Origin of the sequence: Yersinia hibernica (genome assembly GCF_004124235.1) — a bacterium.
GTDB classification, from domain to species: Bacteria; Pseudomonadota; Gammaproteobacteria; order Enterobacterales; family Enterobacteriaceae; genus Yersinia; species Yersinia hibernica.
The window spans coordinates 499,432-523,378 of sequence record NZ_CP032487.1 but is presented as its reverse complement, the minus strand read 5'-3'; the positions used below and the strand labels follow the sequence as shown (position 1 = coordinate 523,378).

The following is a 23,947-nucleotide window of genomic DNA, read 5'->3' as shown; positions in this document are numbered from 1 at the left end:
AACTAAAATCGCCACTCGATAAAATATGAATATCATCTTCGGATGGGGAAGATTCTATGGAGCTGCTTTGCCCTGCCGGCAATTTACCCGCATTAAAGGCCGCAATCGATAATGGTGCCGACGCGGTTTATATCGGCCTAAAAGATGATACCAATGCCCGCCACTTTGCCGGCCTTAACTTCACCGATAAAAAATTACAGGAAGCGGTCACTTACGTCCACAGCCGTAAGCGCAAACTGCATATCGCCATTAATACTTTCGCCCACCCGAGTGGCTATTCGCGTTGGCAACGGGCGGTAGATATGGCGGCACAACTGGGGGCTGACGCGCTGATTCTGGCGGATTTGGCGATGCTAGAATATGCCGCTGAACATTACCCAGAAGTTGAACGCCATGTTTCGGTGCAAGCCTCTGCCACTAATGAGGAAGCTATCCGCTTCTATCAACGCCACTTTGATGTCGCGCGTGTTGTTTTACCGCGCGTGTTATCCATGCATCAGGTCAAGCAGCTGTCGCGCACCAGCCCAGTTCCTCTGGAGGTTTTTGCCTTTGGCAGTTTGTGCATTATGGCTGAAGGCCGATGCTATCTTTCATCTTATTTGACCGGCGAGTCCCCTAACACGGTGGGGGCTTGTTCTCCGGCGCGCTTTGTGCGCTGGCAGCAAACCCCGCAAGGGATGGAATCCCGTCTCAATGAGGTGCTGATCGACCGCTATGAGGATAACGAAAATGCCGGTTATCCGACATTGTGCAAAGGGCGCTATCGGGTGGATGGTCAGCGCTATCATGCACTGGAAGAGCCGACCAGCCTAAATACCCTCGAGCTGCTGCCCGAGTTGTTTGCCGCCAATATTGCTTCAGTGAAAATTGAAGGACGCCAGCGCAGCCCCGCTTATGTCAGTCAAGTTGCCAAAGTGTGGCGTCAGGCAATTGACCGCTATCTGGCCAATCCGGCGCAATTTTCTGCCAAAGAAGAGTGGATGGAACAACTGGGCGCCATGTCCGAGGGCACCCAAACGACCCTGGGCGCTTATCATCGCAAGTGGCAGTAGCCGGAGGAAACATGAAATACGCCTTAGGCGCAGTGCTCTATTACTGGCCAAAAACCGATATTGAAGCTTTTTATCAAGCCGCTGCCACCAGCAGCGCCGACATCATTTATCTTGGTGAGAATGTGTGCACCAAACGCCGCGAGATGAAAGTCGGTGACTGGCTGGCACTCGCTAAACAGCTCGCCACCAGCGGTAAGCAGGTGGTGATTTCCACACTGGCACTGTTGCAAGCGCCATCAGAACTCAATGAATTGAAGCGCTATGTGGAAAACGGCGAGTTTTTGCTGGAAGCCAATGATTTAGGCGCGGTGAATATGGCCGCTGAACGCAGTTTACCGTTTGTTGCTGGCCATGCCCTCAATTGCTACAACGCCTATACTCTGCGGATTTTACATCGTCAGGGCATGATGCGCTGGTGTATGCCCGTTGAATTGTCGCGCGATTGGCTGGTGAATGTACTGCAACAGTGTGAAGAGTTAGGGTTTCGCAATCAATTTGAAGTCGAGGTATTGAGCTACGGCCATTTACCGCTGGCTTATTCTGCTCGCTGTTTCACTGCGCGCTCAGAAGACCGGGCCAAGGACGAGTGCGAAACATGCTGTATAAAATACCCGCAGGGGCGAGCGGTGCTATCACAAGAAGACCAGCAGGTGTTTGTCCTCAATGGCATTCAAACCCAGAGTGGCTACTGCTACAACTTGGGCAATGACCTGATTTCCATGCAAGGTTTAGTGGATATTGTTCGACTTTCGCCACAAAGCACAGAAACCCTCAGTGTTATTGAGCAGTTCCGCGCCAATGAGTCGGGGTTGAATCCGCTGATATTGACTGATAAAGCCGATTGCAACGGCTATTGGCGGCGACTTGCCGGATTAGAGTTAGTTTCCTAGCATGTTACCGGGCGCAGTATCTCGCCCGGTTTTTCATTATTTAGCCGCCGATTTCCCCCGGAGTAGCGCGCGCAATTTCACGCGGTTGCGTAATATTCCAACGCTAATGCCAATCAGAGTATAAATCGCGCCCAGCAGCAATAACATCAGCACGTCCCCCCCGACATCCCGCAGTGATAGCCCCATCTGATTGACCCCGGCGATAGCTTTGGTGGCCCAGGTGGATGGCAGCATGGAGGAAATGGCCCGAACCCACCCGGGCATAGCTTGCAGCGGCCAAATCGTGCCAGAAATATAAAAAATCGGCATGGTGACAAACGAAAGTGTCAGATAGATCATTTCCACACTGCGCAGACATTCTGTCACCAGTTTCCCCAGCCCCAGCACCGCCAGCAAGAATGGGAAAGTCAGTAGCAACACTTCAGGAATCGATGCCGTCTGGCGGTAGCCCAGCACCCATGGCCACAACACAAACAACACAATAGACAGAAAGAGCCAGATAGGTAACAAAGCAGAAAGCCCGCCCAGATACACCGGAATGGAGGGCTTGCCGGAGGGCGCGCTCTTCAGAGCAATACTGACCCGCACACAAGCAATCAATAATGAATGCTGCAATAGCATCACTAACAAGCCGGGGAAGATTATGGCGGCAAAACTGATTCCGGGGTTAAACACATCCAGCGTTTGTCCACGAATCGGGGCCAACAGCACCTCGGCCTGGCGCGGGGTAAAGCCGCTGCGTAATAATAAACCGCTGTTATATTCATTCAATAATTGCTGATAAGCCGCCACCACATCCTGTTGGATCTGCCCATTAGCCAAGCGGTTGGTCGCATCCCCATAAACCGGGATCACGATACTGTCGCCATTGAGGATCTTTTGCTCCAGATCCGTCGGCATGATGATCACCGCAAACAGTTTTCGCCACGCCAGATCCCGCTGGGCATCTGGCAGATTGTCATAAATTCTGATAGATATTTTTGAGGTTGCATCCAGTTGGCGAATCAATTGGCGACTGGCAGTGCTGTGGTCTTGATCAACCACGGCGACCGGCAGATCCCATACGGTGTGATTGGCATAAACCATACTCATCACACACAGTGAGACCAACAGCATTAGCCACATCGGTTTTTCCAGCATCCCCAGCAACACGCGGCTGAATGTTTGCCAGTAGCTTTTTAATCCGCTCGGCATCAAATAGTCTCCTGCTTTTGTAGCCGAAGCAGCAGGCGATGGCGCACCAGCAAAGAGGTCACTAGCGGGTAAACCAGCAAAATGGCACAAACACTAAAAATTGCACTGGCCGGGACTTGGCGCAAAAACACATCAAACATGGCATAGAGGGCGTGCGTCAGTGGCTCAAAATTGGAAATAATGCGCGCGGGCAACGGCATAGACAGCTCTGGCACCGCCATACCTGAAAAAGTTAATGCAATACTCACAATAATCCCAATCAAGCTGTAAGCCGTGATTGCGCTACTGGTAAAGGTGAATAGCAGCACGCCAATACTCTGCGCCGCCATGACATAAAAGAAGCCAATCAGCGGCATAAACAGCGGATTACCACTGACCCGTGCGCCAAAGAACCCCACTAGCATGGCAATTTCTACCATCAGTAACGTGGTGAAAAATAAGGTATAAGGGGCCAATTTACCCAGCAGGGCCAGACTGAAAGGTTTGGCGGTCAGCAGCGCCTTACTGCGGGCCAATACATAAATCATCCAGGTGATAACAAATAACTGCAATAAATGGATAGTGGCAGCAAACTGTTGATAGTAAATATAGCTGCCACTGGCATTGAATAAGCTGCCATAAGAAAGCGTGACATTGGCTAATGGAGGCAATGTTTCCCCCATTTCTCCAGCAATAATCGTGCGGAATCCGGTATTAGCTTCGGCTATCAGCCCACTGAAATCTTGGGTCGCGTATAAACCGGCACCATAGAATAATGCATTATAATACAGCACAATACTGGGTTGACGGCCCGCCAAAGCATCAGCTTCAAAATCAGTTGGAATATACAGTAGGGCATAATCCTGCGCGCTGCGCAGACGGTGCAATGCTTCCTCTAGCCCCCCGTCATAAGCCACAACCTGGGCATGGGGTCCCGCATCCAGCTGACGGATTAATGACTGTGATAACGGCGAATGGTCGTTATCAACCACGGAAACGGGTAAATCCAGCAATGTCCCTTCAGAAAAATTGCTACTAATTAAGATAAATAGCAGCAATGGGAAGCACCAGCTTAGCCAGTGAAATACCGGGCTGCGCAACGCTGACCGCGTTTCTTGACCAAAATAGCGGCTAAAACAGCGCCAACCCGCCTGTATTCTATCGAGCGCCCTGCCTCTGACCTTGGCCACTTACTCTTTCCACTGCCACAATGCGCTCATCCCTGGCCGCAAGCCGTCGACAGGCTGTGCTGGGTAGAGGCGAACTTCGAAAGTTTTCAGGTCAAAATCACCGGTAGCTCGGGTTGCTCGCTTGGTGGCATAGTCACCCATTGGGGCGATATAGCGCACTTCCGCCACCACCTCTTGGTCTTTTAATGCAGGAATTCTCAGCGTGATTTTGTCCCCCTTGCGTACATTGGCCAGAATATCTTCGCGCAAGTTAAAGATGAAATAAGCTTGTGGTAGGCGGATTAGCGTCAGTAATGGGCTGGAGGCATTAAGCAATTCGCCCACTTCCGCGGGGATCGGGCCGACTTCACCGGCAACTGGGGCGCGTACGTGTAAATCGTCGGTTTGGGCTGTCAATTGTGCTAAATCTTGCTCGGCCTGACGAACCGCTGCGGCATATTTATCACGCAGCTCTGAACGGTCGCCGTGTAAACCTTCATCCAAATTAGCTTGGGCGGCTTGAACTTGCTGATAGGCGCTATCTTTGGCACGGCGCGAATCTTCAAGCTCTGAAGCCGAAATAAACCCCTTGGTCGCCACACTATTATTGCGGTTATAGGTATGGAGCGCATTCTCATATTCCGCCTGCGCTTGGGCCAAATTTGCCCTTAAATTACGCAGACTCTCTTCGCGCGTACCATGGAGCGATTCATCTAACTGGGCCTGCGCCTGGTCACGCGCGGCTTCCAATCCGGCTAATTGTGCCATCAGCTCCGGGCTTTCTAATGTCATCAGCAATTGCCCGGCTTTGACGTCATCACCGCGTTCTACATGGCGCTCCATCACTCGGCCTTTGGCTTTAGACGATACAATCACTTCCGGCGCATCCACTTCCCCTTGCAACAGCAAGTCTTGATTATGAGCGCGAAATAGCACTGCCATGGCAATAACGACCACCACTAATAACAGGGTAAATAACGTTTTCTTCTTCATAGGTTCACTAATCCTTTAATCGCCGCATTTATTACCCCATCAGCAGTGGCTATTTAGCTTATGCTGCTATAGGTAATAGCTTTGCATTTTATGTGACTTTTTGTTCGTGAATAAATGCGGTTATGACGCAATATTGCTTTAAAAATATGTTTGTAAATTAATGTGTTCGCCCTTCAAGCGACTCGACATGAGATTAAGATGGACGATTCTATGAATGATAACAATGTTTCTCTCGCAAGCAGATCACTCGTGCCACTCTCGGTGCTCGATTTATCCCCCATAGCGCAAGGTAAAACGCCACGCGATGCCTTTCATGCTTCGCTGGATTTGGCTCAACATGCTGAAAAGTGGGGATATCACCGCTATTGGCTGGCTGAGCACCATAATATGACCGGCATTGCCAGCGCCGCGACCTCGGTGTTAATTGGCTATATTGCCGGCGGGACGAGTACCATCCGCGTGGGGTCGGGGGGCGTTATGCTGCCCAACCATGCGCCGCTGGTGATAGCTGAGCAGTTTGGCACCCTTGCGTCACTCTATCCTGACCGCATCGATCTTGGGCTAGGGCGCGCACCCGGCAGTGATCAGCGCACCATGATGGCACTACGTCGCCATCTATCCGGTGAAATCGATAACTTCCCGTCTGATGTGCGCGAATTGCAAAACTACTTTGCTGACGCGCAACCAGGGCAAGGGGTACAAGCCGTCCCCGGTCAAGGGCTCCATGTCCCGCTGTGGCTGCTGGGTTCCAGCCTATATAGCGCACAACTGGCGGCCGCCATGGGGCTGCCTTTCGCTTTTGCCTCCCATTTTGCGCCGGATATGTTATTCCAAGCACTCAAATTGTATCGGGAAAACTTCAAGCCCTCCGCTCAGTGGCCGAAACCTTATGCCATTGTGTGTGTGAATGTGGTCGCCGCTGACAGCGAACGTGACGCCCGCTTCCTGTTTACCTCGATGCAGCAACAGTTTGTTAATCTGCGCCGGGGTATACCAGGCCAGCTACCGCCGCCAGTCGATGATATGGAGAAAATTTGCTCGCCAGCCGAACAATTTGGTGTCGATCAGGCGCTGCGCCTGTCTATCATTGGGGACAAAAGCAAAGTCCGGCACGGCCTTCAGTCATTATTACGGGAAACTCAAGCTGATGAACTGATGGTGAATGGCCAGATATTTGATCATCAGGCGCGATTGTACTCGTTTGAAATTATCGCCAGTTTGCAGCACGATTTACAGCCGGTTGAACACCTGTAACCCATGGTTAAATTAAATATCGCAGACATAAAAAAACCAGCCCGAGGGCTGGTTTTTATGTTTAATCATCAGAGATGACTAAGAGTTATGCATCACCGAAACGGCGACGAGCAGGTGCAGCGGGTGCGGCTGCATCATCGCGGCGTGGTGCAGATGAACGCTGACCATCACGATTGCCACGACGCTCACCACCACCGGCTGGAGCACGGTCGCTACCGAATGAGCGACGAGCAGGGGCGCCAGCACCGTCACGACGTTCGCCACCGAATGAACGGCCACCGCCACGACGCTCACCACCGTTACCGCCAGCTGGACGCTCACGGCGTTCATGCGGCTGTGCATCACCCAACAGCTGCATGTTCAGCGGCTTGTTCAGGATACGGGTACGGGTGAAGTGAGATAACATTTCGCCTGGCATACCTTTTGGCAGCTCGATAGTTGAGTGGGAAGCAAACAGCTTGATGTTACCGATATAACGGCTGCTGATGTCACCTTCGTTAGCGATAGCGCCAACGATATGACGAACTTCAACACCATCATCACGGCCCACTTCAATGCGGTACAGTTCCATTTCGCCAACATCACGACGCTCGCGACGCGCTGGGCGCTCGCCACCATCACGGCTGTCAGAGCGGTTGTCACGACGATCACGGTCACGGCCACGATCGCTACCACGGTCATCGCGAGAATTGAATTCACGCTGTGGACGACGCGGAGCTTCTGGTGGCAGAATCAGCGGGCGTTCGCCCTGTGCCATTTTCAGCAGTGCAGCAGCCAGAGTTTCGATATCAAACTCTTCTTCTGGTTGCAGTTTAGCCAGCAACGCACGGTACATATCCAAATCACTGCTTTCCAGCTGTTGGCTAACTTTAGCCGCGAATTTAGCTAAACGGCGCTCGCTCAGCAATTCTGCATTGGGCAGCATGACTTCAGGAATGGTCAGCTTCATCGTACGTTCAATGTTCTGCAACAGACGGCGTTCACGGTTCTCAACAAACAGTAACGCACGACCAGCGCGACCGGCACGGCCAGTACGACCGATACGGTGGACGTAAGACTCTGAATCCATAGGGATATCATAGTTTACAACCAGGCTGATACGCTCAACATCCAAACCACGAGCAGCAACGTCAGTGGCAATCAGGATATCCAAACGGCCATCTTTCAGGCGTTCCAGAGTCTGCTCACGCAGGGCCTGGTTCATGTCGCCGTTCAGTGCAGCGCTGCTATAACCGCTACGCTCCAAGGCTTCTGCAACTTCCAGAGTGGCGTTTTTAGTACGGACGAAAATGATGGCCGCGTCGAAATCTTCCGCTTCTAGGAAACGAACCAGTGCTTCGTTTTTACGATAGCCACCGCCTACTTTCCAATAAACCTGGCTAATGTCGGGGCGAGTCGTCACGCTAGATTGAATGCGGACTTCCTGCGGCTCCTTCATAAAGCGGCGGGTAATACGGCGAATGGCTTCTGGCATGGTTGCAGAGAACAGCGCAGTCTGATGTTCAGCCGGGATCTGTGCCAGAATATTTTCGACGTCTTCGATAAAGCCCATGCGCAGCATTTCATCTGCTTCGTCCAGCACTAAACCTTTCAGGTTGGACAGATTAAGGGTACCGCGTTTCAGGTGGTCTAACAGACGACCTGGGGTGCCAACAACAACTTGTGGCCCCTGGCGCAAAGCGCGTAATTGAACGTCATAACGTTGGCCACCGTACAGGGCTACAACGTTAACGCCTTTAATATCTTTAGAGAAGCTAGTTAATGCTTCAGCAACCTGAATCGCCAACTCACGGGTTGGAGCCAGTACCAGCACCTGTGGTGCTTTCAGTTCTGGGTCAATGTTGTGCAACAGCGGAAGCCCGAATGCAGCGGTTTTGCCGCTACCGGTTTGCGCCATACCAAGAACATCGCGACCGTTCAACAGGTGCGGAATGCATTCCAATTGAATTGGAGATGGTTTTTCATAACCCAAAGTCGTCAGGGCAGAAAGAATAGGAGCAGACAGCCCCAAATCAGCAAAAGAGGTTTCAAGCTCAGTAGTCATGTACACGTGCCTCATTAATAATGGCAGCCAGTCTACATAACTCGTCGAGAAAATTTTCAGTCATTTTCATTGAAAAGTGTGAACCGGCTCAAATTAGATTATAAAACGAACAAAAAGGCCATCACCCGTTAAGGTGATAAACTTTGGTAAAAACCAAGGTATATCAGGCTGATAGTTGTTCGTCAGCTATTGCTGGTCCGATTCCGATAGGTCGTCTTGTTCTTGGCCCAAAAGCGCCAATTCCAACAATGCATAGCGGTGCTCAACAAAGTTATGAACGTTGTTAGCTACCGTCAGTTTGAACAGCGCCGAAGCGGTGTTCTTGTCCCCCAGACTTAGGTAATGCTTACCTAAATAGAAGTCAGTTTCACTGAGATGCTCAGCGAGCGAAGTGTTATCCGTTGCATCTGCCTTGAGCCGTTCCATCAGCGTTTTTTCGCTGATTGTGCCCAAGTAGAATTCGACAATATTCCATCCCCATTGCCCTCTGTCCGATTTTTCATAGCGCTGTTGTAACGCTACTGCAGCTGCCTTGGGATCAATTTCTCTTTCCACCAGATACAGCCATAACGAACGGAAGGGATCATTTGGATCGTCTTGATAAAACGCCTGCAGATCATCCTGCGCCAACGGGAGTCGACCGCCATAATACAGAGCGATACCCCGGTTTAAACGCGCGTAATTGTAAGTTGGATCAAGCTCTAGTACAGAATCAAACGCTTCATAGGCAGCATCAAAATTGCCTGCCTGCGTTAAATAAATGCCCAGATAGTTAAAAACTTCTGGCATATCAGGACGAATAGCTAACGCTTGCGAAAAATCATTTCGCGCTAGTGCCCGTAGCCCGAGGCTATCATACAGCACTCCGCGCTCATATAAAAGCTGTGCGCGCTCATCATCCGTAAGTGCCCGACTTGCAAGGATTTGTTCCATGCGCGCCAGAATCACTTCCTGCTGCAACGTAGGTTGCAACGGGATTGCCAATACCTCGTCTTTACGCCAATCATGGTTGCTGCATCCTGCCAGCATCAGTGCTGTCACAACGTAACACCAGCGCAAGAAAGGCTTCATTTCCTACTCCCGAAGACAAACATTGGATAAATATCCTTTCATCCATTTGTTTAACACAAGAGCATCCTGCCCTCGAGATAACACAGCCCCTCACTTATGAGTAAGAGGCTGTGGAATACTAATTACTCTGCTGCTTCTGGTGCCGCCGCTTCTGCGTCAGGAGTCGTAGCTTCTTTGATGCTCAGGCGAATACGGCCCTGGCGATCAACTTCCATGACTTTCACTGGCACTTCTTGGCCCATTTGCAGATAGTCAGTCACTTTCTCTACGCGCTTGTCAGCGATTTGAGAAATATGCACCAGACCTTCTTTACCGCCGCCAATAGCAACAAAGGCACCGAAATCAACAATACGAGTCACTTTACCCGCATAGATGCGGCCCACTTCGATTTCAGCAGTAATTTCTTCAATACGACGGATAGCATGTTTTGCTTTATCGCCGTCGGTTGCTGCAATCTTAATGGTACCATCGTCTTCGATTTCAATGGTGGTGCCAGTTTCATCTGTCAGCGCACGAATCACGGAACCACCTTTACCAATCACATCCTTGATTTTCTCAGGATTGATTTTCATGGTGTAAATACGTGGAGCAAACTCAGAGATATCGCCACGTGGTGTGCTGATAGCCTGTTCCATAACACCCAGAATGTGCAAACGCGCACCCTTAGCTTGGTTCAGAGCCACCTGCATGATTTCGCGGGTGATACCTTCAATTTTAATGTCCATTTGCAGTGCGGTGATACCGTCACGGCTACCGGCCACTTTAAAGTCCATGTCGCCCAAGTGATCTTCATCACCTAGAATGTCAGACAGCACGACAAAGCTTTCTTCGTCTTTCACCAGGCCCATGGCGATACCAGCAACAGCGGCTTTAATCGGCACACCTGCATCCATCAGGGCCAAAGAAGCACCACAGACAGAGGCCATTGAGGAAGAACCGTTAGACTCGGTGATTTCAGAAACCACACGTACAGTGTAAGGGAACTCGCTCGGGCTTGGCATCACTGCCATTACACCGCGTTTCGCCAGACGGCCATGGCCAATCTCACGACGTTTCGGTGAACCCACCATGCCTGTTTCACCAACAGAATATGGAGGGAAATTATAGTGTAGCAGGAATGAGTCAGTACGCTCACCCATCAGCTCATCAATATTTTGCGCATCACGTGCTGTACCCAGTGTGGCGGTAACCAATGCCTGAGTTTCGCCACGGGTGAACAACGCAGAACCATGGGTACGTGGCAAGACGCCAGTACGCACATCCAAGCCACGGATCATGTCTTTTTCGCGGCCATCAATACGTGGTTCGCCACGTAATACGCGGCTACGAACGACATCTTTCTCAACGTTGCCCAGGATATCCTGAATTTCGGCAGCATCTAAAGTATCGTCTTGCGCCAAAAGTGTGTCAGTGACATCAGCTTTGATAGCATCAACTTGTTCGTAACGCTCTTGTTTCTCAGTGATGCGATATGCGTCACCCAGACGAGCAGCAGCCAATACAGCAACACGCGCATGCAGTTCTTCGTTAACCACTTCTGGCTGCCAATCCCACTTAGGTTTGCCGGCTTCGGCAACCAGTGCATTGATATTTTCAATCACAACTTGCTGTTGTTCGTGGCCGAACACAACCGCGCCCAACATTTGATCTTCAGACAAGATGTCTGCTTCTGATTCGACCATTAATACCGCAGCAGCAGTACCGGCAACGACCAAGTCCAGACGGCTCTCTTTCAACTCGTCAGTGGTTGGGTTCAGTACATACTGGTCGTTGATAAAACCAACGCGAGCAGCACCGATTGGGCCGTTGAATGGGATACCTGATAGGCTCAGTGCCGCTGATGCACCAATCAGTGCCACGATATCTGGGTTAACTTGTGGGTTAACAGAAACAACGGTCGCGATAACCTGAACTTCATTCAGGAAACTGTCTGGGAACAGTGGACGAATCGGGCGGTCAATCAGACGTGAAGTCAGTGTTTCACCTTCACTTGGGCGGCCTTCGCGACGGAAGAAACTGCCTGGGATACGACCAGCAGCGTAAGTACGCTCCTGATAGTTAACAGTCAAAGGGAAGAAGCTCTGGCCTGGTTTGGCTTTCTTTTGGCCAACAACAGTCACAAATACTGCGGTGTCATCCATGCTTACCATAACTGCAGCGGTTGCCTGGCGTGCCATCATGCCGGTTTCAATGGTGACGGTATGTTGGCCGTACTGGAATTTACGAATAATCGGAGTCAGCAAAATAGTATCCTTATACTATGCGGTGGCGGATCGTATTGACGATCTCATCCACCTGTTACTAATACCTTCACACTGCATCCTCGCGACTAATGACAATCCTTAACTCCCATTGAGTTAAAGTCTCTCATTAGCCGCGCGAACCTCTGCACCGGAAGATCCTATGTTATAAAAATATAAAACAACAATATACTAGCGCACTTTATCATTGCTTCTTAGAAAAAAGGGGCCAATTTGGCCCCTTTCTCCCGAAACTCGCAGACTTAGCGACGCAGACCCAGACGCTCGATCAGGGAAGCATAACGCGCTACATCTTCACGCTTCAGGTAGTCCAGCAGCTTACGACGCGTGGATACCATACGCAGCAGACCACGACGACTGTGGTGATCTTTTTTGTGCTCGGAGAAGTGACCTTGCAAATGGTTAATTTGAGCAGTCAACAGAGCAACCTGAACTTCGCTTGAACCGGTGTCATTGGCACCGCGACCGAAGTCAGCAACGATTTTAGCTTTCGCTTCAACACTTAGAGACATAATACAACTCCAAATATATAGATAAATTAAGATAGGCGCCGATCTCTAATTCAGCAACCCAATATGTAAGCCGCACTATTCTACTCTTTGAACTGCGGGATCGCAAGAAAGGCCGCTTCGACTTACTCCGCGTATTCCACGACTAAACGTTTCGGCGCCACACGACCATCTTCTGCAATCGTGCCAATGCCAATGAAATTACGCTCTTCACCTTCAGTCATGCGCACCATTCCTTCACTTGGCGCACCCGCGACATGCACCGGTTGCCCTTGTTTTACATAGGCAGCAACCGCAGGTAACAGATTGACTTCAGGGAAGTTTAACACTGCGCTATCCATCGGCAATAACAGCGAATCCAGTTCGGCATTTGGTGAGCGCTCTTCCATTTGTGCCGTTTCAACTATCGCAGCCAACTGCTCTAAGGTCACCATGCGCTCACTGGGATAAGTCGCCACTTGTAATCGGCGCAGATAACTCACATGAGCACCGCAACCCAACAATTCGCCCAAATCATCAATAATGGTGCGAATGTAAGTTCCTTTAGAACAATGGATTTCCAGCTCGAGATCATTGCCTTCCCAGCGGATAAACAGCAGTTCGTAAACGGTAATACTGCGAGCTTCACGCTCGACTTCAATCCCCTGACGGGCATATTCGTACAGCGGCTTGCCTTGGTGCTTCAGTGCAGAATACATCGACGGCACTTGCTGGCTGTCACCACGGAAACGGTCTAGCGCAGCATCCATCTGAGCCTGAGTGACGTTGACTTCCCGCTCACTAATTAACGCTCCCTCGGCATCCGAGGTATCAGTGCGCTGGCCTAAGCGAGCCACCACCCGATAACGTTTATCGGAATCGAGCAAAAATTGGGAAAACTTGGTCGCTTCCCCTAAACAGATTGGCAACATACCCGTCGCTAAAGGATCCAGCGCACCGGTATGGCCCGCGCGGTTAGCACTAAAGAGCCGTTTTACTTTCTGCAAAACATCATTAGAGGAGAGGCCCAGCGGCTTATCCAATAACAGAATGCCGTTAATGTCACGGCCACGACGACGTGGACGACCCATTACTTCTCCTCGTCGTTGCCTGAATTAACCTGACGCTCTACATCATTTTTGATGACATTAGTCACCAAGTTAGACATCCGCATCCCTTCAATCAGAGAGTTATCATAAGCGAAAGTCAATTCTGGCACGATGCGCAAACGCATCGCTTTTCCCAGCAAAGTTCTGATATAACCGGAAGCATCTTGCAGCGCTTTAATGCCATTTTTAACGGTATCCGGATCCGCATTATCCGTTAACACGTTCAGGAAAGTCACAAAGACTTTAGCGTAAGCCAAATCACGGGACAGCTCGATACCTGACACAGTAGCCATGCCAACACGAGGATCTTTGATTTCACGCTGTAAGATGAGTGCGATCTCTTTCTGCATTTCTTGTGAAACACGCTGAGAACGGCTGAATTCTTTTGCCATGGGGGTTCTCCAGACAATTTGGGGGGCCAAGGCCCCCCAAATGGATATAAGCAAATCAGAGGTGGTTAAGCGATAGTACGTTTAATTTCGATAATTTCGAAGACTTCGATCACATCGCCAGTACGAACGTCATTGTAGTTTTTAACGCCGATACCACATTCCATACCATTACGAACTTCGTTAACGTCATCTTTGAAGCGGCGCAGAGATTCCAGCTCGCCTTCATAGATAACCACGTTATCGCGCAGAACACGGATTGGATTATTACGCTTAATCACACCCTCAGTCACCATACAACCAGCAATGGCGCCAAATTTCGGTGATTTAAATACATCACGAACTTCAGCCAAGCCAATAATCTGCTGTTTGTACTCAGGTGCTAGCATACCACTCATCGCCTGCTTAACTTCGTCGATCAGGCTATAAATAACGGAGTAGTAACGCAGATCCAGGCCTTCGGTTTCCACAACACGACGCGCTGAAGCATCAGCACGGACGTTGAAACCAAGAATGATTGCGCCAGAAGCAGCCGCCAGTGTTGCATCAGTTTCGGTGATACCACCCACACCTGAGCCCACAATGCGGACTTTCACTTCATCGGTAGACAGTTTTTCCAGTGAATCACAGATAGCTTCACAAGAACCCTGTACGTCAGACTTGATGACGATGTTCAGTTCAGAAACTTCACCTTCGGTCATGTTAGCAAACATGTTTTCCAGTTTAGATTTCTGCTGACGAGCCAGCTTAACTTCACGGAATTTACCCTGACGATACAGTGCAACTTCACGTGCTTTTTTCTCGTCACGAACCACGGTCACTTCATCACCGGCAGCCGGAACACTGGACAGACCCAGGATTTCTACCGGGATAGACGGGCCAGCCGAGGTGATATCACGGCCCAACTCATCACGCATCGCACGCACACGGCCATACTCAAAGCCACACAGCACGATATCGCCTTTGTTCAGCGTACCTTGTTGAACCAGCACAGTAGCCACCGGGCCACGGCCTTTGTCCAGGAAGGATTCGATAACTACACCGCTTGCCATGCCAGTACGAACCGCTTTCAGCTCCAGCACTTCAGCTTGCAGCAAGATGGCGTTCAGCAATTCATCAATACCGATACCGGCTTTCGCCGATACATTGATGAACTGAGACTCGCCGCCCCACTCTTCTGGCTGGATACCGTACTGGGACAGTTCGGTTTTAACGCGGTCTGGATCAGCTTCTGGCTTATCGATTTTGTTCACTGCTACCACAACCGGCACATTCGCCGCTTTAGCATGCTGAATAGCTTCGATAGTCTGTGGCATCACGCCATCGTCAGCTGCAACAACCAGTACCACGATATCAGTCGCTTGAGCACCACGAGCACGCATTGAAGTAAATGCGGCGTGTCCTGGCGTATCCAGGAAGGTTATCATGCCGTTTTCAGTTTCAACGTGATAAGCACCGATGTGCTGAGTAATACCACCAGCTTCACCTGATGCCACTTTCGTGGAACGGATGTAATCCAGCAAAGAGGTTTTACCGTGGTCAACGTGGCCCATGATGGTCACAACCGGAGCGCGGTGCTCGGCGGCAGCTTCAGCGCCAGTATCACGGTCGCTCATCAGTGCTTCTTCCAGCTCGTTTTCACGACGCAGAATCACTTTGTGGCCCATCTCTTCAGCAACCAGCTGTGCTGTTTCCTGATCGATAACCTGGTTAATGGTCGCCATTGCGCCCAGTTTCATCATTGCTTTGATGACCTGAGAGCCTTTAACTGCCATTTTGTTTGCTAATTCAGCAACTGTTACTGTCTCACCGATCACTACATCGCGGTTAACAGCGACAACAGGTTTGTTGAAACTCTGCTGCAAGGTGCTTGGCTTACGTTTGCCTTTACGGCCAACAGCACGGGCTTCCTCGCGATCAGCTTTAGACTCAGAGAGTTTATTGCCTTTCTTCTGTTTAGTGGCTTTACCACCACGAGTGCGGCTACGGCGATCGCCTTCAACTTTGGCGTCGTTTTCATCTTCTGCGGCGCGCGCATGTTGTGAAGTGGTGACATGGTAATCGGCAGATTCAGTCTGCTCAGTCACAGGCTCTGGCCATTTACCTTCGTTTTCGGCTGCCATTTTACGGGCTTCCTCAGCAACGCGTTTAGCGTCTTCCTCGACCTTACGGCGTGTTTCTTCTTCTACTGAGCGTTTCAGCTCGGCAGCTTCAGCTTCACGGCGTGCTTTATCGGTCTGAGCTGGCTTGGTTTTTTCGTCGGTTTGTTGATTCGTCACTTTTTCTTTTTCCGCTGCTTGGCGCTTAGCTTTTTCAGCGGCCTCACGTTTGGCTTGTTCTTCGGCCGCACGTTTAGCTTTTTCTTCAGCGATTTTCTGCGCTGCTGCTTCCGCTTCACGTTGTGCCTGCTCTTCCGCTTCACGCTGTGCCTGCTCTTCCGCTTTCGCTTGTTCAGCTTCCGGCGTATTTACATAAGTGCGTTTCTTGCGGACCTCGATTTGCACCGATTTACTTTTTCCGCCGGTGCTCGGAATATTCAAGGTGCTACGCGTTTTGCGTTGCAGCGTGAGTTTATTAGGCGCGCTACCGTGTTCACGGTTTAAATACGCCAGCAATGTTTCTTTTTCTTGCTGGGTTACTGAGTCTACTTCAGACTTCTTGATCCCTGCATCAGCAAATTGCTGTACCAAGCGATCAACTGGAGTCTGAATCTCAGCTGCCAGCGATTTTACGGTTACATCTGTCATGCTGTTCCTTCCTGCTACAGTTTATTACGCGTTATCGCCAAACCAACAGATATTACGTGCGGCCATAATCAGCTCGCCGGCTTGCTCATCGCTAAGCCCTTCAATATCCGCCAGATCATCGATACCCTGCTCGGCAAGATCTTCCAGCGTACACACACCGCGCGCAGCCAATTTAAATGCCATGCTACGTTCCAGACCGGCCAGACTCAGCAGATCGTCAGCGGGTTTTTGGTCGCCAAGACTTTCTTCTTGTGCCAGGGCCAGCGTGGTCAATGCAGCTTTGGCGCGGTCACGCAGCGCTTCAACCGTATCTTCGTCAAGACCATCGATTTCCAGAAGTTCTTTCATTGGCACGTAAGCCAATTCTTCCAGAGAAGAGAAACCTTCCTCTACCAAGACGGTGGCAAAGTCCTCATCGATATCAAGATATTTGGTGAAAGTATCAATAGCGGCATGAGCCTCGGCCTGATGCTTCGCCTGAAGATCGTCCGCCGTCATTACGTTCAGTTCCCAGCCACTCAGCTGTGCCGCTAAACGCACATTCTGACCATTACGGCCAATTGCCTGTGCCAGGTTACTGGCTTCAACGGCAACATCCATCGTGTGTTTGTCTTCATCAACCACAATTGACGCAACATCAGCTGGCGCCATGGCATTAATCACAAACTGGGCTGGATTATCATCCCACAATACAATATCAATGCGCTCGCCGCCAAGTTCGCTGGAAACAGCTTGAACACGGGCACCACGCATACCAACACAAGCACCAACGGGGTCGATACGTTTGTCGTTGGTTTTGACCGCAATTTTAGCACGCGAGCCAGGATCACGGGCTGCGGCTTTAATTTCGATCAATTCTTCGCCGATTTCTGGCACTTCAATGCGGAACAGTTCAACCAGCATTTCAGGGCGTGAACGGCTAACAAACAGTTGAGCACCACGAGCTTCTGGACGAACATCGTACAGAACACCACGGATACGGTCACCTGGGCGGAAGTTTTCGCGCGGCAACATATCTTCACGACCAATAACCGCTTCTGCATTATTGCCCAGATCCAGTGCAATACTGTCGCGGTTAACTTTTTTCACGGTACCAGTCACAATTTCGCCCAAGTATTGGCGGAACTGTTCAACCACCATAGCACGTTCAGCTTCACGTACCTTTTGTACGATAACTTGCTTGGCGGTTTGAGTGGTAATGCGGTCAAAAGTGACAGATTCAATTTGATCTTCAACATAATCGCCCAACTGGAGCGAAGGGTCTTCAAACTGAGCTGCTTCTAATGTGATTTCACGCGTTGGCATCGTGACTTCGTCAACCGCCACCCAACGACGGAAGGTGTCGAAATCGCCGGTTTTACGGTCGATACTGACGCGAACTTCAATTTCTTGTTCGTATTTTTTCTTGGTCGCTGTCGCTAGAGCGGTTTCCAACGCCTCAAAAATCTTCTCGCGCGGAAGGGATTTCTCATTGGAAACTGCTTCTACAACAGCCAGAATCTCTTTGTTCATCCTAGTTGCCTCATCCAAACTTTAAAAGTGGGGTACCAGGTTCGCTTTCTGGATGTTGCTCAGCGCGAACACTTCATCTTTTCCATCCACAGTCACCGTGATCATTTCACCATCCACGGCTTTAATAATGCCCTGCCATTTACGGCGGTTCTGCATTGCCATACGCAAAACCAGAGTGACTTCTTCACCAAGGTAACGAGTATAGTGCTCAGCAGTAAACATTGGGCGATCAAGGCCCGGAGAGGAAACTTCTAAGTTGTAAGCGACCGTAATGGGATCTTCTACGTCCAATACAGCGCTGACCTGGTGGCTGACATCAGCACAAGCATCAACAGTGATTCCGTCGTCACTATCAATATAGATTCGTAGCGTCGATTGGCGCCCCCGGATGAACTCAATGCCGACTAATTCATAGCCTAAAGCCTCAACCGGTGCTGAAATTATCTCTGTTAACTTTTGTTCTAATGTGGACAAGCCCACCCCCAAGACATAAAAAAAGGGCCTAATAGCCCAGTGATTCTGCTGTCAAATAACAAAAAACCCCGAAATTCGGGGCTTTATGCAACTGGACCCTGTTTGCCGCAAAGCGGCCTCGGTACAACTTTCTGACAAGTATTTTTTTCAAATTGAAATCGAAAGTATCTGAGGTCTACCGAATACAACATTTGAAAAAAAACACTTTAGGAAAGTGGTTGCGGGGGCCGGATTTGAACCGACGACCTTCGGGTTATGAGCCCGACGAGCTACCAGGCTGCTCCACCCCGCGTCCGAAAACGTGGCAAATATTACGTTGATAACGACAAAAAAGCAAGTTATCTGTCTGATTTGGTACCGAGGACGGGACTTGAACCCGTAAGCCCAATCGGGCACTACCACCTCAAGGTAGCGTGTCTACCAATTCCACCACCCCGGCACTGATTCACATGGTTGTTTTACTGTTTAAGCCAACACAACCATTTTAAAACTTTCTTTTTGTTTCTTACTATTTACTGCTTTTGAAACATTACTGCGGGATATCACTACTCGGCTTAGTCGGCGCTACAGGGGCTGTAGTCTGTTCAGTTTTTGCAGGCTGACCCAGATTTTCCCACTCGCTACCTTTATTGCCCTGGTTGGTGCTCATATTGCCCAAAATCAAGCTAATGACGAAAAACAGCGTCGCCAATATAGCCGTCATGCGGGTCATAAAGTTACCGGAACCATTCGAACCGAACAGAGTTGCAGAAGCACCTGCTCCGAATGAGGCTCCCATATCCGCGCCTTTGCCTTGCTGTAACATGATCAGAGCAACTAGCCCAATCGAAATCAGCAAGAAAATAACCAGAAGAGCTTCGTACATAGTTGTACCTGTATCCTTGCGGGTTCACCGCATGCCAAATGCTTCTCACCCATCAAGCGGGGACTTATTCACCCACTTAAGCGGGTGTGAATACTAACCAAAGCGTCTAATACACGCAAGGGCAATTTCATTACATGGGTTCATTTGCGGAAAAAAACGTCAAGTTATTCAACTTCAGTGTAATTTACGGGGGAGAGTCACCTTTCCCCCGCTTAAAAGTCATTAGCCTGCCGCTTTCACAGCATCGGCGATGCGATTCGCCATTTCTGCAATCAATGTTTCCTCGGCATCACCTTCAACCATCACTCGGATTAATGGCTCGGTACCTGATTTACGCAATAGAACCCGGCCACGGTCGCCCAGTTCTTTCTCAACTTGGCGAGTGACTTCTTCAACTTTCTCTGATTTCAGTGGGTTGTGATCACCCGAGAACCGCACATTCACCAAAATTTGTGGCAACAATTTCATGCCGCTACATAAATCTTGCAAACTCATATGGTTGCGCACCATCGCCGTCAATACCTGCAACCCCGCCACAATGCCATCACCGGTGGTGGTTTTATCCAACAGGATCACATGGCCTGAGTTTTCAGCACCAATTCGCCAGCCTTTTTCCTGCATAGCTTCCAGCACGTAGCGGTCGCCAACTTTGGCACGAACAAAAGGAATGCCCAGCTCTTTTAGTGCCAATTGCAGCCCCATATTACTCATCAGAGTCCCGACAGCTCCGCCTTTCAACTGGCCCTGACGCAAACCTTCGCGAGCAATGATATAGAGGATTTGGTCACCATCAACCTTGTTCCCCAAATGATCGACCATCATCAGCCGGTCACCGTCACCGTCAAATGCCAGACCAACATGAGCACCTTCGGCAAGAACACGTTCTTGCAGCAAGCGCACATCTGTCGCCCCGCATTTCTCATTAATATTCATCCCATCTGGCTCACAGCCAATGGTGATAACGGTTGCCCCCAGCTCGCGCAATACACTTGGTGCAATGTGATAGGTTGCTCCGTTGGCGCAATCGACCACAATTTTCATATCATTCAGGTTGAGTTCACTCGGGAAGGTTCCTTTACAGAACTCGATATAGCGCCCAGCAGCATCAACAATACGATTAGCTTTGCCCAGTTCAGCGGATTCTACGCAAGTTAAGGGTTTTTCCATCTCAGCTTCAATGGCTTCTTCCACGTCATCAGGCAGTTTAGTGCCATCAATTGAGAAGAATTTAATGCCATTATCGTAGAAAGGATTGTGAGATGCCGAAATCACAATGCCGGCTTCTGCACGGAAAGTTCGCGTCAAGTAAGCAACCGCGGGGGTCGGCATTGGGCCGGTGAATGAGGCGGATAACCCAGCGGCGGCCAAGCCTGCTTCCAGTGCTGACTCCAGCATGTAGCCAGAAATGCGCGTATCCTTACCAATAATAATTTTACGAGAACCATGCCGAGCCAGAACCTTACCGGCGGCCCAGCCAAGCTTTAATACAAAATCTGGCGTAATCGGACTGTCACCCACTTTGCCGCGAATGCCATCTGTACCAAAGTATTTACGGTTGCTCATAATTTTTGTTTATCCCTTCGCTGAAAGTGTTGCCTCGACGATACGCATCGCCTCGACAGTTTCTTTGACATCATGCACTCTGACAATCTGCGCACCTTGCATTGCCGCAATAACAGCGCAGGCGACACTGCCGATAATTCGCTGTTGTGGCGGAACATTTAATAGCTGGCCGACCATCGATTTTCGCGACATTCCTACCAATACAGGCAGCTCAAAATGGTGAAGTTCGGCCAGACGAGCCAGTAGCTGATAATTATGCGCTAGATTTTTACCGAAACCGAAGCCCGGGTCGAGTAACAATTTACTTTTTGCGATGCCGGCCGCAACACAACGTTCGATATGGTGCGCAAAGAACTGATTAACATCGGCCATTAAGTCATCGTAATGGGGAGATTGCTGCATGCTTTGTGGTTGCCCTTGCATGTGCATCAGGCACACCGGCAGTCCCGTTTTGGCTGCCGCATCAAGCGCACCAGGCTCTTGCAATGAACGAATATCATTGATTAGATGAGCGCCAGCAGCCGCTGACTCGGTGATAATCGCCGCTTTGGATGTGTCTACAGATAGCCAAACATCAAAACGTTTTGCCAGCGCCTCGACCACCGGCACTACTCGGTCAAGCTCTTCTTGCTCACTGACTTCAGCAGCACCTGGGCGGGTGGATTCACCGCCAATATCAATCAGCGTAGCACCTGCAGATAACATCAGCTGAGCATGTTGCAGCGCTTTATCAAGATTATTGTGGTGTCCGCCATCCGAAAATGAATCCGGGGTGACATTCAAAATTCCCATAACCTGTGGATGAGTGAGATCCAAAACCCGATCTCTGGCCATTAATTTCATGCAATAGCGCCTTAAAGTGGCAATTCACTTTGATTCTATACAACAGAAAAAGAAAAACCCCGAGCAAGCCCGGGGTTTATAGTAATCACAACGCTTTTAGATGCCAACACTAGACTTACTTATCACCTAACTGCTCTGACATGGTATTGCCTGGCGTTGGAGTACGCGGTTCATCAACCGGCGTAGGCGCTTTTGGCGTACTATCGTTGTCAGTTGGCTTGGTTTTGTTCGCATTGTCCCAACCCGCTGGCGGGCGAACTTCTTTGCGATTCATCAAGTCATCAATCTGTGGTGCATCAATGGTTTCATACTTCATCAGCGCATCTTTCATGGAATGCAGTACATCCATGTTTTCTAACAGCAATTTATGTGCACGCTGGTAGTTACGCTCGATAAGTACTTTAACTTCCTGATCGATAATACGCGCGGTTTCATCGGACATATGCTTAGGTTTCGCCATAGAACGGCCAAGGAACACTTCGCCCTCTTCTTCAGCATACAGCAACGGCCCCAATTTTTCGGAGAAGCCCCACTGTGTCACCATGTTACGCGCAATAGACGTCGCCACTTTGATATCATTTGATGCACCAGTAGACACTTTTTCCGGGCCATAAATGATTTCTTCAGCAAGACGGCCACCATACAACGTGGAGATCTGGCTTTCCAGTTTCTGACGGCTGGCGCTGATAGCATCACCTTCCGGCAGGAAGAATGTCACACCCAACGCACGACCACGTGGAATAATGGTCACTTTATGTACTGGGTCATGCTCAGGCACTAAGCGGCCAATAATCGCGTGCCCAGCTTCGTGGTATGCCGTAGATTCTTTCTGCGCTTCTGTCATCACCATGGAGCGACGTTCCGCACCCATCATGATTTTGTCTTTGGCTTTCTCAAACTCGACCATTGAAACAACGCGCTTGTTACCGCGAGCGGCAAACAGCGCAGCTTCGTTGACCAAGTTAGCCAAGTCAGCACCAGAGAAACCAGGGGTACCACGGGCGATGACTGAAGCATCAATGTCGATATCTAATGGCACGCGACGCATGTGAACTTTCAGAATCTGTTCACGGCCACGGACATCCGGTAAACCCACCACAACTTGGCGGTCAAAACGGCCTGGGCGCAGTAACGCCGGGTCAAGAACGTCTGGGCGGTTAGTTGCCGCGATGACGATGATGCCCTCATTACCTTCAAAGCCATCCATCTCAACCAACATTTGGTTCAGTGTCTGTTCACGTTCGTCATGACCGCCACCCAGACCCGCACCACGTTGACGGCCGACCGCATCAATTTCATCGATAAAGATGATACAAGGCGCGGCTTTCTTAGCCTGTTCAAACATGTCACGGACACGGGATGCACCCACACCGACGAACATTTCTACGAAGTCAGAACCGGAAATGGTGAAGAATGGCACTTTAGCTTCACCCGCAATGGCTTTCGCCAGCAAGGTTTTACCGGTACCCGGAGGCCCGACCATCAACACGCCTTTCGGAATCTTACCGCCCAATTTCTGGAAACGGCTTGGCTCACGCAGATATTCAACTAATTCACTGACTTCTTCTTTTGCCTCATCACAACCGGCGACATCAGCAAAAGAGGTTTTTATCTGGTCTTCTGTCAGCATGCGAGCTTTGCTCTTGCCAAAGGACATCGCCCCTTTGCCGCCACCGCCCTGCATTTGACGCATAAAGAAGATCCAGACCCCAATCAACAACAGCATTGGGAACCAGGAAATAAAGATAGAGGCCAGCAAGCTCGGCTCTTCCGGTGGCTCACCAACAACTTTCACATTTTTAGTCAATAAGGTGTCTAACAGCTTTGGATCATTGACCGGAATGAAGGTCGTATATTTGCTGTTATCTTTCTTACTAACGTTAATTTCACGTCCATTGATACGTGCTTCACGAACCTGATCTTGGGTTACATCGGACATGAAAGTAGAGTAATCCACTCTACGGCCATTCGATTCGCTGGGTCCAAAGCTCTGGAATACAGACATTAATACGACTGCAATAACTAACCAGAGAATTAGGTTTTTCGCCAT

The 23,947-nt window shown here is 50.0% G+C and carries 20 protein-coding genes and 2 tRNA genes; 3 read left to right on the top strand and 19 right to left on the bottom strand.

The genetic code is table 11. The features are described from left to right. Positions 1–56: 56 nt before the first annotated feature. Together ubiU and D5F51_RS02515 are read left to right on the top strand one after the other, a co-directional pair. Positions 57–1,052 carry a ubiquinone anaerobic biosynthesis protein UbiU gene (gene ubiU, locus D5F51_RS02520; RefSeq protein ID WP_129195507.1) on the top strand — a complete coding sequence of 332 codons (996 nt, stop codon included), beginning with the start codon at positions 57–59 and terminating at the stop codon, positions 1,050–1,052. A gap of 11 nt (positions 1,053–1,063) precedes the next feature. Next, positions 1,064–1,942, top strand: coding sequence for a U32 family peptidase (locus tag D5F51_RS02515; protein ID WP_129195506.1), 879 nt, complete (start codon positions 1,064–1,066; stop codon positions 1,940–1,942). Positions 1,943–1,978: 36 nt separating this feature from the next. Here D5F51_RS02515 and D5F51_RS02510 read toward each other — a convergent pair whose 3' ends face one another. The 3 genes from D5F51_RS02510 to D5F51_RS02500 are packed head-to-tail and all read right to left on the bottom strand — an operon-like array spanning position 1,979 to position 5,277. Further along, positions 1,979–3,136 (bottom strand): ABC transporter permease, encoded by a 1,158-nt coding sequence (locus D5F51_RS02510; protein WP_025379681.1) that lies wholly within the window; start codon positions 3,134–3,136, stop codon positions 1,979–1,981. After that, positions 3,136–4,305 (bottom strand): ABC transporter permease, encoded by a 1,170-nt coding sequence (locus D5F51_RS02505; protein ID WP_129195505.1) that lies wholly within the window; start codon positions 4,303–4,305, stop codon positions 3,136–3,138. The genes D5F51_RS02510 and D5F51_RS02505 overlap by 1 nt, the downstream gene beginning before the upstream one ends. Continuing rightward, on the bottom strand, positions 4,306–5,277 hold the full coding sequence (locus tag D5F51_RS02500; RefSeq protein ID WP_129195504.1) for an HlyD family secretion protein: 972 nt from the start codon (positions 5,275–5,277) through the stop codon (positions 4,306–4,308). Positions 5,278–5,487: 210 nt separating this feature from the next. Here D5F51_RS02500 and D5F51_RS02495 point away from each other — a divergent pair, with 210 nt between their 5' ends. After that, positions 5,488–6,531 carry a luciferase-like monooxygenase gene (locus D5F51_RS02495; protein WP_129195503.1) on the top strand — a complete coding sequence of 348 codons (1,044 nt, stop codon included), beginning with the start codon at positions 5,488–5,490 and terminating at the stop codon, positions 6,529–6,531. An 85-nt stretch (positions 6,532–6,616) separates the two neighbouring features. Here D5F51_RS02495 and D5F51_RS02490 read toward each other — a convergent pair whose 3' ends face one another. The 16 genes from D5F51_RS02490 to ftsH all read right to left on the bottom strand — a co-directional run bounded on the left by D5F51_RS02490 (position 6,617) and on the right by ftsH (position 23,947). Then, complete coding sequence (locus tag D5F51_RS02490; RefSeq protein WP_129195502.1) at positions 6,617–8,575, bottom strand: DEAD/DEAH family ATP-dependent RNA helicase; 1,959 nt, start codon at positions 8,573–8,575, stop codon at positions 6,617–6,619. Continuing rightward, complete coding sequence (gene yrbN / locus D5F51_RS22945; RefSeq protein WP_223499600.1) at positions 8,565–8,639, bottom strand: protein YrbN; 75 nt, start codon at positions 8,637–8,639, stop codon at positions 8,565–8,567. Before yrbN ends, D5F51_RS02490 begins: the two co-directional genes overlap by 11 nt. A gap of 122 nt (positions 8,640–8,761) precedes the next feature. Then, positions 8,762–9,646 (bottom strand): lipoprotein NlpI, encoded by an 885-nt coding sequence (nlpI, locus tag D5F51_RS02480; RefSeq protein ID WP_025379686.1) that lies wholly within the window; start codon positions 9,644–9,646, stop codon positions 8,762–8,764. 122 nt (positions 9,647–9,768) lie between these two features. Further along, on the bottom strand, positions 9,769–11,889 hold the full coding sequence (pnp, locus tag D5F51_RS02475) for a polyribonucleotide nucleotidyltransferase (RefSeq protein ID WP_025379687.1): 2,121 nt from the start codon (positions 11,887–11,889) through the stop codon (positions 9,769–9,771). A gap of 260 nt (positions 11,890–12,149) precedes the next feature. Then, positions 12,150–12,419, bottom strand: coding sequence for a 30S ribosomal protein S15 (rpsO, locus tag D5F51_RS02470; RefSeq protein WP_004707062.1), 270 nt, complete (start codon positions 12,417–12,419; stop codon positions 12,150–12,152). 122 nt (positions 12,420–12,541) lie between these two features. Continuing rightward, positions 12,542–13,486, bottom strand: coding sequence for a tRNA pseudouridine(55) synthase TruB (gene truB / locus D5F51_RS02465; RefSeq protein ID WP_025379688.1), 945 nt, complete (start codon positions 13,484–13,486; stop codon positions 12,542–12,544). Then, positions 13,486–13,896, bottom strand: coding sequence for a 30S ribosome-binding factor RbfA (gene rbfA, locus D5F51_RS02460; RefSeq protein WP_025379689.1), 411 nt, complete (start codon positions 13,894–13,896; stop codon positions 13,486–13,488). The genes truB and rbfA overlap by 1 nt, the downstream gene beginning before the upstream one ends. A gap of 65 nt (positions 13,897–13,961) precedes the next feature. Then, positions 13,962–16,640, bottom strand: coding sequence for a translation initiation factor IF-2 (infB, locus tag D5F51_RS02455; RefSeq protein WP_025379690.1), 2,679 nt, complete (start codon positions 16,638–16,640; stop codon positions 13,962–13,964). Positions 16,641–16,664: 24 nt separating this feature from the next. After that, entirely contained in the window at positions 16,665–18,152 is a 1,488-nt protein-coding gene (gene nusA / locus D5F51_RS02450) for a transcription termination factor NusA (protein WP_025379691.1), read from the bottom strand. A gap of 21 nt (positions 18,153–18,173) precedes the next feature. Then, positions 18,174–18,626, bottom strand: coding sequence for a ribosome maturation factor RimP (gene rimP / locus D5F51_RS02445; protein ID WP_002222054.1), 453 nt, complete (start codon positions 18,624–18,626; stop codon positions 18,174–18,176). 215 nt (positions 18,627–18,841) lie between these two features. Further along, positions 18,842–18,918, bottom strand: a tRNA-Met gene (locus D5F51_RS02440). Between the two features lie 60 nt (positions 18,919–18,978). Beyond that, a tRNA-Leu gene (locus tag D5F51_RS02435) sits at positions 18,979–19,065 on the bottom strand. 90 nt (positions 19,066–19,155) lie between these two features. Beyond that, positions 19,156–19,491 carry a preprotein translocase subunit SecG gene (gene secG / locus D5F51_RS02430; RefSeq protein ID WP_129195501.1) on the bottom strand — a complete coding sequence of 112 codons (336 nt, stop codon included), beginning with the start codon at positions 19,489–19,491 and terminating at the stop codon, positions 19,156–19,158. 222 nt (positions 19,492–19,713) lie between these two features. Continuing rightward, on the bottom strand, positions 19,714–21,054 hold the full coding sequence (glmM, locus tag D5F51_RS02425; RefSeq protein WP_025379692.1) for a phosphoglucosamine mutase: 1,341 nt from the start codon (positions 21,052–21,054) through the stop codon (positions 19,714–19,716). A 9-nt stretch (positions 21,055–21,063) separates the two neighbouring features. Continuing rightward, positions 21,064–21,897 carry a dihydropteroate synthase gene (folP, locus tag D5F51_RS02420; protein WP_129195500.1) on the bottom strand — a complete coding sequence of 278 codons (834 nt, stop codon included), beginning with the start codon at positions 21,895–21,897 and terminating at the stop codon, positions 21,064–21,066. Between the two features lie 115 nt (positions 21,898–22,012). Then, entirely contained in the window at positions 22,013–23,947 is a 1,935-nt protein-coding gene (ftsH, locus tag D5F51_RS02415) for an ATP-dependent zinc metalloprotease FtsH (protein ID WP_087769085.1), read from the bottom strand.